Source organism: Paraburkholderia sp. MM5384-R2 (assembly GCF_014201025.1).
Classification (GTDB): domain Bacteria; phylum Pseudomonadota; class Gammaproteobacteria; order Burkholderiales; family Burkholderiaceae; genus Paraburkholderia; species Paraburkholderia tuberum.
Genome location: NZ_JACHDI010000014.1, coordinates 1 through 13,993, shown reverse-complemented (window position 1 = coordinate 13,993; position 13,993 = coordinate 1). Strand labels below are relative to the sequence as shown.

The following is a 13,993-nucleotide window of genomic DNA, read 5'->3' as shown; positions in this document are numbered from 1 at the left end:
AGCTGAAGTGACGACTTGTCCGCCAAACGGAAAAGCCCCAAGGAATCTTGCGATTTCCTGGGGCTGAATCCTGGTGGCCTGGGGCGGAATCGAACCACCGACACGCGGATTTTCAATCCGCTGCTCTACCAACTGAGCTACCGGGCCAACGAAGAACGAAACTATATCAAGCGATCCGCAGTTCAGCAAGCCCTTTCATAAATAATCTGCCGGGCCGCGTTCGCATGCAACACGTGGCGCTCACTCCCCTTTGTTCTTGCCGAGATCGACGCCGAGTTGCTTCAGCTTGCGATAAAGATGCGTGCGCTCGAGACCGGTCTTCTCCGCGACACGCGTCATGCTGCCGTTCTCGCGCGCGAGGTGATATTCGAAGTACGCGCGCTCGAACGCATCGCGCGCATCGCGCAGCGGAATGTCGAACGAGATCGACGCAGTTTGCGCGACGAGCGTGCCGCCGCCGACGCCATCGGACGACAGTATCGGCAACGCGGCCGCCGACGCGACTGACGATGCGCTGACCGGCAACGCCGGCTTCGCCGCCACGCCGCCAGGCACGGCCGCCGCGTTACCACGCGCGAGTCCCTGCTCGACCGCCTTCAGTAGCTTCTGCAACGCGATCGGTTTTTCGAGGAAGTTGAGCGCGCCGATCTTGGTGGCCTCGACCGCGGTGTCGATCGTCGCGTGACCGGACATCATGATCACGGGCATCGTCAATTGACCTTGCGCGGCCCATTCCTTGAGCAGCGTCACGCCGTCGGTGTCCGGCATCCAGATGTCGAGCAGCACGAGGTCCGGCGCCTGACGCAGACGGAACTCGCGCGCCTCCTGCGCGTTTTCAGCGGCCTCCACGACGTGTCCCTCGTCGCTGAGGATCTCCGAGAGCAGTTCCCGGATGCCCATTTCATCATCTACCACCAGGATGGTTGCCATTTACGCTGCCCTTGTCTGCACTGTTGCTTTTGTCGTTCCCTGCGACGCGCCGCCGTGCGCCGGATGCGCACCCGAACCAGGTGCACCCGGCTGCGCGGAGTCGTCCGCCAGTTGAAGGAAGAGAATCGAAATCTGCGCGCCTTCGATCACGTCGCCGGCCTTCATGCGATTGCGAATGTCGATGCGCGCGCCATGTTCGTCGACGATCTTCTTGACCATCGCAAGTCCCAGACCCGTACCCTTGGCCTTGGTCGTCACGTACGGCTCGAACGCGCGCGTGAGGATACGCGCGGGGAAGCCTGGTCCGTTGTCCGACACTGTCAGACGGACCGCGACGCGTGCCTTGCCTTGCGCGTCGGGGTCTCCGTATTCTACTGTCCTCGTCTCGAGCAAAACACGCGGATGCGCGACTTCGGCGACCGCGTCCTGCGCGTTCTGCAGCAGGTTGTGGATCACCTGACGCAACTGCGTCGCGTCGCCGCGTATCGCGGGCAAGGCCGCCAGCTCGACCTGGATCGCGCCCTTGCCTTCTTCGATACCGTACAGCGTGAGCACCTCGCTGACCAGACCATTCAATTGCAGATGCGCGAGTACCGCGGGCGGTGTGCGCGCGTAGTCGCGGAAATCGTCGACCATCTGCTTCATCGCGGCGACCTGATTGACGATCGTCGTCGCGCCGCGCTTCAGCACGTCCGCATCCGACGGCGCGAGCTTGTCGGCGAGCTTCATCTGCAATCGTTCGGCCGACAGTTGAATCGGCGTGAGCGGATTCTTGATCTCGTGCGCGAGGCGCCGCGCGACTTCACCCCATGCGATCGAACGCTGCGCGGAGATCACGTCGGAGATGTCGTCGAACACGATCACGTAGCCCGCGGTCTGCATGTCTTCAGCGTCGCGCTCGTTCGCCGCGAGGAGGCGCGCGCCGCGCACGAGCAGCGTGAGCGGCTCGGTTTCGCCGGGCACCGGCACCGAGAACTGCTGCTGCCAATGGCCGTTGTCGTCATGGCCGTCTTCACTCGCCGCTTCGCGATCGGCGAATGCCTTGCGCACCATCGCGCCGAATTCGCCGAGCACGCCGATCTGATCGAGCGACGAGCCGAGCACCGTCTGGAACGGCTGACGGAAAATCCGCTCGGCGCCTCGATTCGCGGTGGTCAGCCGGAATTGCCGGTCGAACACGAACACACCCGCGGTCAGGTTCGCGAGGATGCTCTCGAGATACGCCTTCGAATGCTCGAGCGCGATACGATTTTTCTCGACCGCCCCGCGCGCTTCCGACAACTGCCGCGTCATCGCATTGAACGACTGCGTGAGGAAACCGAGTTCGTCGCGCGACTTGATCTCGCGCTTTGGCGTGTAGTCGCCCTCGGTGATTTCCTTGGTGCCCTGCGCGAGCAGGAATAGCGGCCGCGCGAGCTGATTGCCGAGCGCCAGCGCGAGCATCATCGCGATGAAAGTCGCGAGAAACAGCGACAGGGTCAGCGTGCCGATGTACATCTTGCGCAAGCCGGTGCGGCCGAGCGCCTTCTCCTGATACTCGCGATACGCGCGCTGCACCGAGTCGGCGTTGCGCGCGAGTGTGGTCGAGACCGGCTGCGTCAGTTGCAGGAAGCGCTCGGCGGGCTGCAACAGCGACGCGTTCGCATCGGGAATACGCTGCACCACGCGCAGACGCAGCGCTCCCTTGCCGCCGTGCGCATTCGGATCGCCGTCCACTTCGCCTTCGATCGCCGCATAGCCGTGGCCACGCGCCTGCTCGATCATCAGCGGTGTCGGCAGATCGTTCGGCAGCAGCATCGCGTAGTTGCCGGACGCCTGCGCGACCACGTGCATGTCCGGCGTCGCGCCAGACATGCTGCGGGTCGGCTCGACGATCGTCGCGTCCTGCACACCGAACTGGTCGCGCAAACGCAGCAGCGTCAACGTGGTGCCGGCCGCATCCGCACTCGCGAGCTGCTCGGACATCAGACGCGCCTTCGTCTGCAGATCGGACAGCGACGCGTCGAGCATGCCGCGCCCGAGGTTGAGGCCGGACGCGAGCGCGGTTTCGACGTTCACGTCGAACCACGACTCGATGCTGCGCGACACGAACTGATACGACACGATGTAGATGATGCCGCCCGGCACCACACCGACCAGCGCCATGAAGAACGCGAGCTTCGCGAGCAGCCGTGTGCCGAATTTGCCCGTGCGTAATCGCACGATGATGATGACGACGAGCGTCGCCACCACCAGCAGAAAGATCAACGCGACCGCGACGTTGGCCGCATACAGCCACTGGTAATAGCGGTCGAAGAATTCGGTGTTCGCACTGGCGGCGGCCAGCAACACGAGCAGCAACACGGCCGTCACCGCGACCGTCGACACGAGCACGCGCACGACGATGCTGCTGACACTGGTGGAAGATGAGCGCACTTTATTTAGCACGATCGGCGGCCGTGAAAGTGAAGCGCTTCCAATCGGAGGCGAGGTTCCAGTCGCGGTTGTTCACCGCATCGATCTGGAACGGCTTGGGCATCAGCCCGATGTCGAGTTGCATGCGCACGGACGCGTTATAGGTTTCGCCGACCCGCACCTGATTGCGGTCGATCACGTGCCACGACGTCACGTGCTTGATCACCGCGAGCGCATCGTTGAGCGTGGAAAAGCCGAGCTGCAAGCCGCCCGACTGCACGCTCGACACGCGATATTCGCGCGTGAGCGGCTGGAACGACAGCCGCAAACTTTGCGACACGCTGACCGGCTGCTCGTCGAACCAGTACCAGCGCGGCCGGCTCAGTTCGAAATCGGTCGTGAAATAAAGCGGAATGCCTTTGTTGACCGCGTCTTCGAGATTGCTGTTCAGCGCGAATTCGAAATGCGCGTCGAGACTCCAGCCGCCGTTGTCGGCCTGCAGCGACGCCCGCTGCACCGCTATCGAGTCAGCGTGCGCCGCGCCCGGCGCTGCAAGCCAGACGGCCAGCGCGATCCAGAGCACGGCAGCGAGCCGAAGCGGGAAGAAGCGTTTTATGGTCACCGTTTCTGAAAGCGCGCGTAGAAAAATCCGTCGTGGTCTGAGTTCGTGCCGGCGCTGAATTCAGCGGGTCGTCCAGCATGAGAACCGGCCGATGGGTCGGCGGGCGCGCGGGCAACTGAGGGTAAAAGCTGCCCCGGCGCGTCCAATCGTACCGCATCCTGGTGCTGGTTTCCAAACCACTGTGCCTGCAACTCGCCCTCTTCGGGGAAGATCGAACAGGTAACGTAAAGCAACTCGCCGCCCGGTTTCACGAGCGGCCACAGCGCGTCGAGAATGCGGCGCTGTTCGGCGACGAGCGCGGCGATATCGGACTGCCGACGCAGCCAGCGAATATCCGGATGACGCCGCACGATGCCCGACGCCGAGCACGGCACGTCGGCGAGGATGCGGTCGAACGGCTGGTCGAGGTCGTCGTGCCATTGCGCGGGGTTGCCCGCGTCGCCGATGCGCACTTCCGCTTCGAGCTTCAGACGCCGCAGGTTTTCGCCGATGCGGCGCGCGCGAGACGCATCGCTTTCGAGCGCGACCAGTTGAATGTTGGCGAGTTCGAGCAGATGCCCGGTCTTGCCGCCAGGGGCCGCGCATGCGTCGAGCACGCGCATGCCGTCGCGCACGCCGAGCAATTGCGCGGCGAGTTGCGCCCCTGCGTCCTGCACGGACACGACACCTTCGCTGAAGCCCGGAATGCGCTCGACCGGCATTGGCGTCGCGAGCGTGACCGCGTACTCGCCAGCCTTGCTTGCGGCGATCTGCTGGCGTTGCAGCACTTGCAGATAGGCGTCGACCGTCGAATGGCGCGCGTTCACGCGCAACGTCAGCGGACCTTGCGTGTTGCCGGCGGCCAGCACCGATTGCCACGCCTCGGGCCATGCGCGCTTCACCGCGTCGATCCACCAGGCCGGATAGTTCCAGCGCGCTACTTCGTCGGCTTGCACGGAGGCGAGCAACGTGTCGCGCTCGCGCAAGAAGTTGCGCAGCACCGCGTTGACGAGCCCCTTCGCGAACGCGAACTCGCGACGCGCGCCAATCACCCTGACCGCCTGGTCGACGACCGTGAACGGCGTGTAGGCGGCGCTCGCTTCGTCGTCGACGAGCAGCGCGAGCGCGCACGCGAGCACATGCGCGACGTGCGGCGGAGGCGCCTTCTTCACCAGCTTCGCGATCAGCCACTCGGCGGTTGCGAGACGGCGCATCGTGCGATAGGCGATATCCTGCACCGCGCCGCGCGCCGCTGCGGCGTTGTCCTCGGGCACCGCCACGAAAACGCTTTGCAGCGCCGCGGGCAAGGCCGCGCCGAGACGCACGGCGCCGACGGCCTGGGCCGCGCAATCGAGTGCGAACCCGAGCGATTCGGGCGACAGTTGCAGCGTCGACAAACGGGATTCGCGCGAACGCGCCGACGAGGAAGCAGAACGCGAAGAAGGCTTTGGAGTCATGAAGGGAGCAATGGCAAGCCGCACGGTGCGCGCGGCGCAATCAGCGCACATTGTAGCGTGGCGCCGGTGGGGCGCCGCCATGCGTGGGTGGTGGCCGCAGACGCTGTCGCGCAGTGGCGACGAACGGTGCGAACAAAAGCGGGCCTCGCGGGCCCGCTCTTCAGTACTTCAGGCTCGACGCGCCGAGCGACGCGGCGCCTCAGTCGAAGCGCCCGGTGCGCGCCATTTCCATCAAACGCGCGATGCGTTCCTCGGTCGCAGGGTGCGTCGAGAACAGACTCGCGATACCGCCGCCCGACAGCGGATTCATGATCATCATCTGCGCGGTGGCCGGATGCGCCTCGGCCGTCGGGAACGGAATGCCGCTCGCATAGCGATGGATCTTGTCGAGCGCCGACGCCAGTGCCTGCGGGTCGCCCGAAATCTGCGCGCCGCCCCGGTCGGCTTCGAATTCGCGCGCACGCGAAATCGCCATCTGGATCAACGCACCCGCAATCGGCGCGAGCAGCGCAACCGCGATGCTCGCGATCGGGTTCGCGGGACGGCCGTTTTCGTCGCGGCCGCCGAAGAACATCGCGAAGTTCGCCAACGCGGAAATCGCGCCGGCCATGGTCGCCGAAATCGTCGAGATCAGAATGTCGCGATGCTTCACGTGCGCGAGTTCGTGCGCCATTACGCCGCGCATTTCGCGCTCGGACAGTACGCGCAGAATGCCGGTGGTCGCCGCGACTGCCGCGTGCTCCGGGTTGCGGCCGGTGGCGAACGCGTTCGGCGCGTCTTCGTTGATCAGGTAGACGCGCGGCATCGGCAGGTTCGCGCGCGTGGCGAGATCGCGCACCATCCGATAGAACTGCGGCGCGCTGTTTTCGTCGACTTCCTGCGCGTTGTACATGCGCAGGACCATCTTGTCGGAGAACCAGTACGAGAAGAAATTCATCCCAAGGGCAATCACGAGCGCGACCATCATGCCGCGCGACCCGCCGATCATCCCGCCGATCACGATGAAAAGGGCCGTAATCGCGGCCATCAACATCGCGGTTTTCACCCAGTTAAACATGTCTGCAACTCCTTGCCCCGAGCGTGGCCTTCATCTCCGTGCCGCGCGATTGCGGCGCCAGATTGTAAGCGAAATGTTAGATATGGGCGATGCGGGAAAATTCAATCATCGCGAGGCGCTCGCGAGTTTGATGCCCAGGCCGACGAACGCGCTGCCGACGCCGCGATCGAGCCAGCGCTTGACCACCGGTTTGCCCGAGAAACGCTGCGTGACGCTTCCCGCGATCCACGCGACGAAGCTGTTCCAGACCATGCTCATCAGCACGAAGACCGCACCGAGCGTGAGAAACGCGAAGGTCTTGTGTTCGCTGCCCGTCGTGACGAATTGCGGGAAGAACGACACGAAGAACAGCACGACTTTCGGGTTCAGAACGTTGGTCCAGAAGCCTTGCAGGAACAACTGCCGCAGCGACTTCGGCGTGGACGACGCGCGCGCATCGCCGGCGGGCGCATCCGCGGCCGGTTTCGCGAAGATCAGGCGCACCCCCAGATAGATCAGATAAATCGCGCCGACGAACTTGACGATGGTGAACGCCGTAGCCGACGCGGCCAGCAGCGCGGTCAGTCCAAACGCGCAGGCAAGCGAGTGAATGCAGCAGCCCGCCGAAATGCCGAGCGCCGACATCAGCCCCGCGCCGCGGCCCTGGGCGACGCTGCGCCCGACGATATAAGCGGTATCCGGCCCCGGCGTGATGTTCAGGAGAAAAACCGCGACGATGAAAAACTCGAAATGGACGATGCCGAGCATGTGATGCACCCTCGAAAACCTAGTCTGCTGCATGGAGGATTCTAACGCGCGTCGCGCTCGCGGCGGGCGCGGAGAACACCGGCCGAATGGACGATGCTCCGGCGTGCGAGACGCGCTTATTGCGCCTCGGGAAGCTGGAAGCGCTGGCCTGCGGCGAGCGGCGAGCCAGCAAGGAATTCGCGCACCGGCAGGCGCTTGCCGCCGGGCTTCTGCAATTGCGTCAGACGCAGTGCACCTTCGCCGCAAGCGACCAGCACGCCGTCGGGCGCAACCTCGACGATGGTGCCTAGCGCCTTGTTGCTGCCCGACGCCGGCGAGGCCACGGCGGTGGCGGCCCAGATCTTGACGGTGCTGCCGTCGTCGAGCGTGCCGGCGCCGCCGGGGAACGGGTCGAACGCGCGCACCTGACGCGCCAGCGCCTCGGCCGGCCGGCGCCAGTCGAGCGCCGCTTCGTGCTTGGCGATTTTCTCGGCGTAGGTCACGCCGTCGGCCGGTTGCGGGATCGACGTCAGCTTGCCGCTGCGCTCGAGCTCGATCAGTGCGTCGACGATCAGTTGCGCGCCGTCCGCGGCGAGGCGGTCGTGCAGCGTGGCGGTGGTGTCGTCGGCGGAGATGGGGGTGCGTACTTCGGAAATCATCGCGCCGGAGTCGAGTCCAGCGTCCACCTGCATCAGCGTGATGCCGGTTTGCGCGTCGCCCGCCTCGATCGCGCGATGAATCGGCGCCGCGCCGCGCCAGCGTGGCAGCAGCGACGCGTGGATGTTGATGCAGCCGAAGCGCGGAATGTCGAGCACTTCCTGCGGCAGGATCAGCCCGTAGGCGGCGACAACCATCACATCGTGCGGCGTCGCGCGCAGTTGCTCGATGCCGGCGGCGGCTTCCTGTGGATATTTGCCAGCGCGGCGCAGCGACGTGGGCTGCGCAACCGCGAGGCCGTGCTCCTGCGCGTAGCGCTTGACCGGACTCGCCTGCAGCTTCATGCCGCGACCCGCCGGCCGGTCCGGCTGCGTCAAGACGAGCGGCACGGCAAACCCGGCGCCATGAATCGCGGCCAGCGCGGCCGCGGCGAATTCCGGCGTGCCGGCAAAGATGACGCGCAACGAATGACTCATGAATGGGGCGGTGGGCAAGTTGAAAGCGCGTTACATCGCGTGGGCGAGCTTCTTCATCTTGCTCTTGATGCGCGTTTGCTTCAGCGGCGACAGATACTCGACGAACACGCGGCCCATCAGGTGATCCATCTCGTGCTGGATGCACACGGCGAGCAGCCCCTCGCAATCGAGCTCGAACGTTTCGCCCTTCTCGTTGAGCGCACGCACGCGCACTTTCTCGGCGCGCTCGACGTTGTCGTAGATCCCGGGCACCGACAGGCAGCCCTCTTCCGACAACTTCCTCTCATCGCTCGACCAGACGATTTCCGGATTGATGAACGCGAGCAGTTCGTCGTGCGTTTCCGACACGTCGATCACGATCACGCGTTCGTGCACGTCCACCTGGGTGGCGGCGAGGCCGACGCCGGGCGCCGCGTACATCGTTTCGGCCATGTCCGCGACGAGACGGCGGATACGGTCGTTGACCTCCGGGACTGGCTTCGCCACCTTGTGCAGCCGTTTGTCCGGGTAATTGAGGATGCTCAGTAAAGCCATGATTTCGAGTGTGATTTGAGACGCCGCCATCCGTTGGAGGCTCGCGTTGGCCATTTGGCCAGGTTGTGAGCCCGTCGTAATACGCAGAGGATAGATGATGTCGAACCGGTTCGATTCAACGCGCCTCGTGCGCCCGACGACGAACCCGCGCCGGTAAGCGCGGCGCCGCGATTATTCGCGGCTCATTGCCGTTTTTTTTCCGCGTTTTTATTTCGGATGATGAAAATTTTAGCATGGCGCCCGCCTGCCCGCAGGCCCCGCCAGAGGAGCGACCCGCATGCAGACCTTGCCCGCGACCCGTATCGAACTTGCCGCCTGGCTGCGGTTGTCACTTGCGCCGGGCCTAAAACCCGCGGCGTTGCGCCTGTTGCTGGGCGCATTCGGGCTGCCGCGGGCGCTGTTGGCGCAGTCGCCGGAGACGCTCGCGGAGGTGGCCGGTGACGCCGCGGCGCGCGCGGTGCTGGCGCCGCCGGGTCCAGCGTTCGACGGCCAGCTCGATGCGGTGCTCGCATGGCGCGAGCAGCCGGGCAACCAGATCGTCACGCTCGACGATCCCGCCTATCCGCCCGCGCTGCTGACGATCCCCGATCCGCCACCGCTCCTATATATAAAGGGCCGGCTTGATCTGCTGCATACGCGCGCGGTCGCGCTGGTCGGCAGCCGCAGCGCAACGCCGCAGGGCATCGAGGATGCGCGACGGTTCGCGCGAGAACTGTCGACGGCGGGCGTGACGGTCGTATCGGGGCTCGCACTCGGCATCGACGGCGCCGCGCATCGAGGCGGGTTGGAAGGTGTCGGCGGAACCGTCGCGGTGGTAGGCACCGGCGCGGACCTCGTCTATCCCGCCGCACATCAAGCGCTCGCGCGGCAGATCGCCGCGCAGGGTGCGATTCTCTCGGAGTGGCCGCTCGGCACGCCGGCACGCGCCGCCAACTTCCCACAGCGCAACCGGCTGATCGCTGGGCTGGTCAGCGGAGTCGTGATCGTCGAGGCGGCTATGCGTTCCGGTTCGCTCATTACCGCGCGGCTTGCCAATGAGATGGGGCGCGACGTGTTCGCGTTGCCCGGATCGATTTACGCGCCGTTGTCGCGCGGCTGTCATCGGATGATCAAGCAGGGAGCGCGGCTCGTGGAAACGCCTGACGAGGTGCTGGAGGAGCTCGGTTTTGCCCCGCGGCCGGCGGGCGATGCGAGACGCTCGGCGAAGCGGGCCGCGCCGCTGGAGCATGCGGGTTTGCACGTTTCGTCGGGTGGGACCGCTTTGCCCGCTACGACCGCAGCCTTCGCCGACTCACCGGCGTCCGGGCCGCCCCCGCAGCCGGCGCTCGCCCCTGACGCACAGCGTCTGCTCGCCGCGCTCGGCCATTCGCCGACCACGCTTGAAATTCTCGCCGCCCGTACCGAGATGGAGGACGCCGCCCTGCACGCCGCTTTGCTCCGGCTCGAACTCGCCGGCGAGGTCACGCTGCTGCCCGGCGGCCGCTTCATGCGAGCCCATCATGACTGAGCCGAGACTGACCGGCGTCAATGCAGATTGGCAACTTTTCGCGACCGGCCATGCTACATTCGCGCCAAAGCACCCGACAAAGCACACAAGGAAATCACTTCATGCCCGCGCTGAACCTCGACACCGACCAGGACCGGATCGCCGAGCGCGTCAACGAACCCGACACGCTGTTCGTTGCATGCCTGTGCGCGGAGTGGTGCGGAACGTGTCGCGAGTACCGGGACTCCTTCAACCAACTGGCCGAGCGACACCCGGAAGTCTGTTTCGCATGGATCGACATCGAAACTCATGCGGATCGGTTCGACGATCTGGACGTCGAGAATTTCCCGACCGTCCTGATCGAAGACTCGGTGACGACACGGTTTTTCGGTACGGTTTTGCCACAGGCGTCGATCGTCGAGCGGATGCTGTCGGATCTGACCGCGCTGCCCGGCGTAACCGGTGCGCCAAAGCTGCGGCCGGCGCTGGCGGTCGCCTGAAGGCGGCCTCGCGCGCCGCCCGGTCAAACGGAAAGCTTCGCGGCGCGCGGCTTGCGGCACAGGCCCCCGCCGATCACCTGGGACAGCATCGCGGCTGGCATCGCTGTCCGCACGCGGCGTTTGCCGCAGTTGATCAACCGCCGGACGCGCAATTATGATGACGCGCTTTTATGGCACTTGGCCCGTTGGGTTCGCACCTTGTGCTATAAAGCGGTCGTTATTGGGTCGAAAGAGGTCTCAAAGCGAGCGCCGCGCGCCATGTTGGCGCTCAAGGCCACCAACCCGGATCTACCAACCTCACATCGAGTCATGTCCAAAGCACTGATCATCGCCGAAAAGCCTTCTGTCGCGAACGACATCGCGCGCGCTTTGGGCGGCTTTACCAAGCATGACGAGTACTACGAAAGCGACGACTACGTCCTTTCGTCGGCAGTGGGCCACCTGCTGGAAATCGCCGCGCCCGACGACTACGAAGTCAAGCGCGGCAAGTGGAGCTTTGCCAATCTGCCCGTCATTCCTCCGCATTTCGATCTGAATCCGATCGCGAAGAGCGAGTCGCGCCTGAAGGTGCTGACCAGGCTGATGAAGCGCAAGGACATCGACCGTCTGATCAACGCATGCGACGCGGGGCGCGAGGGCGAACTGATTTTCCGCCTGATCGCGCAGCACGCGAAAGCCAAACAGCCGGTGCAACGGCTGTGGCTGCAGTCAATGACGGCCGGCTCGATCCGCGATGGTTTCGCGCGTCTGCGCAGCGACGAAGAGATGCAGCCGCTCGCCGACGCGGCGCGCTGCCGCTCGGAGGCGGACTGGCTCGTCGGCATCAACGGCACGCGCGCGATGACCGCGTTCAACAGCAAGGGCGGCGGCTTTTTCCTGACCACGGTCGGGCGCGTGCAGACGCCGACGCTATCGATCGTCGTCGAGCGCGAAGAGAAGATTCGACGCTTCGTGCCGCGCGACTACTGGGAAGTGAAGGCGGAGTTCGTCTGCGCGGGCGGCTTCTACGAAGGCCGCTGGTTCGACCCGAAATTCAAGCGCGACGAGTTCGATCCGGAGAAGCGCGATTCGCGCCTCTGGGCGTTGCCAGCGGCAGAGACGATCGTCGCGGCTTGCCGCGGACAGCTCGGCACGGTGACCGAGGAGTCGAAACCGTCGACGCAGCTGTCACCCGCGCTCTTCGACCTGACCAGTCTGCAGCGAGAAGCCAACGGCCGCTTTGGCTTTTCGGCGAAGAACACGCTGGGTCTCGCTCAGGCGCTGTACGAAAAGCACAAGGTACTGACCTATCCGCGAACCGACGCGCGCGCGCTGCCGGAAGACTATCTGGACACGGTCAAGCAGACGCTCGGCATGCTCAAGGAGAGCAACAACTACCTGCCGTTCGCGAAGCAGGTGCTCGACAAGGGCTGGGTGAAACCGAACAAGCGCATCTTCGACAACTCGAAGATCAGCGACCACTTCGCAATCATCCCGACGCTGCAGGCGCCGAAGAATCTGTCCGAGCCGGAGCAGAAGCTCTACGACCTCGTCGTGAAGCGCTTCCTCGCCGTGTTCTTCCCTGCCGCCGAATCCCGAGTGACGACGCGTATCACCGAGGTGGTCGGCCATCACTTCAAGACCGAGGGCAAGGTGCTCGTCGAGCCTGGCTGGCTGCAGATCTACGGCCGTGAAACCAGCGGCGATGACGCGAACCTCGTGCCGGTGCAGAAGGACGAAAAGGTCAAGACCGACAAGATCGCCGCGCAGCAACTGATCACGAAGCCGCCCGCACGCTACAACGAAGCGACGCTGCTGTCGGCGATGGAAGGTGCGGGAAAACTGGTCGAAGACGACGAATTGCGCGAAGCGATGGCGGCCAAGGGGCTCGGCACGCCGGCAACGCGCGCGGCGATCATCGAAGGTCTGCTCACCGAAAAGTACCTGATCCGCGAAGGCCGCGATCTGATTCCGACCGCCAAGGCCTTCCAGCTGATGACGCTGCTGCGCGGCCTCGGCGTGAAGGAGCTGACTGCGCCGGAGCTAACCGGTGAATGGGAATACAAGCTGTCGCAGATGGAGCGCGGCAACCTGCCGCGCGACGCGTTCATGCAGGAAATCGCGCGCATGACGCAGACCATCGTCAAGCGCGCGAAGGAATACGATTCCGACACGATCCCGGGCGATTACGCGACATTGCAGACACCTTGCCCGCATTGCGGTGGCCAGGTGAAGGAAAACTACCGGCGTTTCGCGTGCTCGAAGTGCGAGTTCTCGATCTCGAAGATTCCGGGCGGCCGTCAGTTCGAGATCGCCGAAGTCGAAGAACTGCTGCAGAACAAGACGATCGGGCCGCTGTCGGGCTTCCGCAGCAAGATGGGGCGGCCGTTCTCGGCGATCCTGAAACTGTCGCTCGACGACGAGATCAAGAATTACAAGCTCGAGTTCGACTTCGGCCAGGACGCGGCCGGCGAAGACGGCGAGCCGCCCGACTTCTCCGATCAGCAGCCGGTCGGCGCGTGTCCGAAGTGCCAAGGCCGCGTTTTCGAGCATGGCATGAGCTACGTCTGCGAAAACTCGGTGGCGAATCCGAAGTCGTGCGACTTCCGTTCCGGCAAGGTGATCCTGCAGCAGGAAATCGCCCGCGAGCAGATGGCCAAACTGCTCGAGGAGGGTCGCACCGATCTGCTGACGAACTTCAAGTCGTCGCGTACCGGCCGTAACTTCAAAGCTTTCCTCGTCAAGCAGAACGACGGCAAGATCGGCTTCGAATTCGAGAAGAAGGAGCCGGCGGCGGCGAAGACCGCAGCGGCGAAGACTTCGGGTGCTCGTTCCGCGGCCAAGGCGATGCCGGAAGCGGACGAAGGTGATACCGCGGTGGCCGTGAAGGCCGAGCCGGCGGAAAAGAAGGTGGCGGCGAAGAAGGCTCCCGCTGCCAAGACCGCGGCGGCCAAGAAGGCACCGGCGAAAAAGACCGCGGCGCGAAAAACCGGCTAGTAGGGCGAGATTCGGATCGGCGGCTCGCGGTGGTAGCAGGAATAGCTACATTAGCCATCGCAGTCGGCGATCCGTGCACAGCCCGCGGTGTAGTCCGCATCTGTCCAATCGGCATAGGGGGTAGCCAAGAGGCTACGCCCCTGCCACACCACCCGGCATGCGGGTCCGCACCGGGCGGTTCGGGAAGTTGAGGTCAGGA

11 protein-coding genes and 1 tRNA gene are annotated in these 13,993 nt (G+C 64.7%); 3 read left to right on the top strand and 9 right to left on the bottom strand.

The annotated features are described in order from the left end of the window. Nucleotides 1–71: 71 nt before the first annotated feature. The 9 genes from HDG37_RS21490 to def form a co-directional block, all read right to left on the bottom strand. Nucleotides 72–147, bottom strand: a tRNA-Phe gene (locus HDG37_RS21490). A 93-nt stretch (nucleotides 148–240) separates the two neighbouring features. Continuing rightward, nucleotides 241–930, bottom strand: a complete 690-nt coding sequence (gene esaR, locus HDG37_RS21485) for a response regulator transcription factor EsaR (protein ID WP_184051110.1) — start codon at nucleotides 928–930, stop codon at nucleotides 241–243. After that, nucleotides 931–3,357: a PAS domain-containing sensor histidine kinase gene (locus HDG37_RS21480; RefSeq protein WP_184051109.1), complete on the bottom strand. Its 2,427-nt coding sequence runs from the start codon at nucleotides 3,355–3,357 to the stop codon at nucleotides 931–933. Then, a complete protein-coding gene (locus tag HDG37_RS21475) occupies nucleotides 3,347–3,946 on the bottom strand; it encodes a DUF4390 domain-containing protein (RefSeq protein WP_184051107.1) in 600 nt (199 codons plus the stop codon). Before HDG37_RS21475 ends, HDG37_RS21480 begins: the two co-directional genes overlap by 11 nt. Then, on the bottom strand, nucleotides 3,943–5,382 hold the full coding sequence (gene rsmB, locus HDG37_RS21470; protein WP_184051105.1) for a 16S rRNA (cytosine(967)-C(5))-methyltransferase RsmB: 1,440 nt from the start codon (nucleotides 5,380–5,382) through the stop codon (nucleotides 3,943–3,945). The genes HDG37_RS21475 and rsmB overlap by 4 nt, the downstream gene beginning before the upstream one ends. Before the next feature lie 199 nt (nucleotides 5,383–5,581). Further along, the gene (gene htpX / locus HDG37_RS21465; protein WP_018418965.1) at nucleotides 5,582–6,439 is read right to left on the bottom strand and encodes a zinc metalloprotease HtpX; all 858 of its coding nucleotides are present in this window, start codon (nucleotides 6,437–6,439) and stop codon (nucleotides 5,582–5,584) included. Nucleotides 6,440–6,544: 105 nt separating this feature from the next. Continuing rightward, nucleotides 6,545–7,186 carry a LysE family translocator gene (locus HDG37_RS21460; protein WP_184051103.1) on the bottom strand — a complete coding sequence of 214 codons (642 nt, stop codon included), beginning with the start codon at nucleotides 7,184–7,186 and terminating at the stop codon, nucleotides 6,545–6,547. Nucleotides 7,187–7,302: 116 nt separating this feature from the next. Further along, nucleotides 7,303–8,298, bottom strand: coding sequence for a methionyl-tRNA formyltransferase (fmt, locus tag HDG37_RS21455; RefSeq protein WP_184051101.1), 996 nt, complete (start codon nucleotides 8,296–8,298; stop codon nucleotides 7,303–7,305). A gap of 30 nt (nucleotides 8,299–8,328) precedes the next feature. Beyond that, nucleotides 8,329–8,832: a peptide deformylase gene (gene def / locus HDG37_RS21450; protein WP_184051099.1), complete on the bottom strand. Its 504-nt coding sequence runs from the start codon at nucleotides 8,830–8,832 to the stop codon at nucleotides 8,329–8,331. A gap of 277 nt (nucleotides 8,833–9,109) precedes the next feature. On the opposite strand from def, the gene dprA reads away from it, so the two are divergent. The 3 genes from dprA (at nucleotide 9,110) to HDG37_RS21435 (ending at nucleotide 13,794) form a co-directional block, all read left to right on the top strand. Further along, the gene (dprA, locus tag HDG37_RS21445) at nucleotides 9,110–10,339 is read left to right on the top strand and encodes a DNA-processing protein DprA (RefSeq protein ID WP_184051097.1); all 1,230 of its coding nucleotides are present in this window, start codon (nucleotides 9,110–9,112) and stop codon (nucleotides 10,337–10,339) included. A 101-nt stretch (nucleotides 10,340–10,440) separates the two neighbouring features. Then, entirely contained in the window at nucleotides 10,441–10,818 is a 378-nt protein-coding gene (locus HDG37_RS21440; RefSeq protein ID WP_184051095.1) for a thioredoxin family protein, read from the top strand. A gap of 309 nt (nucleotides 10,819–11,127) precedes the next feature. Beyond that, on the top strand, nucleotides 11,128–13,794 hold the full coding sequence (locus HDG37_RS21435) for a DNA topoisomerase III (RefSeq protein WP_184051093.1): 2,667 nt from the start codon (nucleotides 11,128–11,130) through the stop codon (nucleotides 13,792–13,794). Nucleotides 13,795–13,993 lie beyond the last annotated feature (199 nt).

Excerpts from the sequence above, each read along its gene's own strand:
- dprA (WP_184051097.1), top strand. The coding sequence starts at position 9,110 with ATGCAGACCTTGCCCGCGACCCGTATCGAACTTGCCGCCTGGCTGCGG.
- HDG37_RS21435 (WP_184051093.1), top strand. The coding sequence starts at position 11,128 with ATGTCCAAAGCACTGATCATCGCCGAAAAGCCTTCTGTCGCGAACGAC.
- htpX (WP_018418965.1), bottom strand. The coding sequence starts at position 6,439 with ATGTTTAACTGGGTGAAAACCGCGATGTTGATGGCCGCGATTACGGCC.
- rsmB (WP_184051105.1), bottom strand. The coding sequence starts at position 5,382 with ATGACTCCAAAGCCTTCTTCGCGTTCTGCTTCCTCGTCGGCGCGTTCG.
- HDG37_RS21440 (WP_184051095.1), top strand. The coding sequence starts at position 10,441 with ATGCCCGCGCTGAACCTCGACACCGACCAGGACCGGATCGCCGAGCGC.
- HDG37_RS21460 (WP_184051103.1), bottom strand. The coding sequence starts at position 7,186 with ATGCTCGGCATCGTCCATTTCGAGTTTTTCATCGTCGCGGTTTTTCTC.
- def (WP_184051099.1), bottom strand. The coding sequence starts at position 8,832 with ATGGCTTTACTGAGCATCCTCAATTACCCGGACAAACGGCTGCACAAG.
- fmt (WP_184051101.1), bottom strand. The coding sequence starts at position 8,298 with ATGAGTCATTCGTTGCGCGTCATCTTTGCCGGCACGCCGGAATTCGCC.
- esaR (WP_184051110.1), bottom strand. The coding sequence starts at position 930 with ATGGCAACCATCCTGGTGGTAGATGATGAAATGGGCATCCGGGAACTG.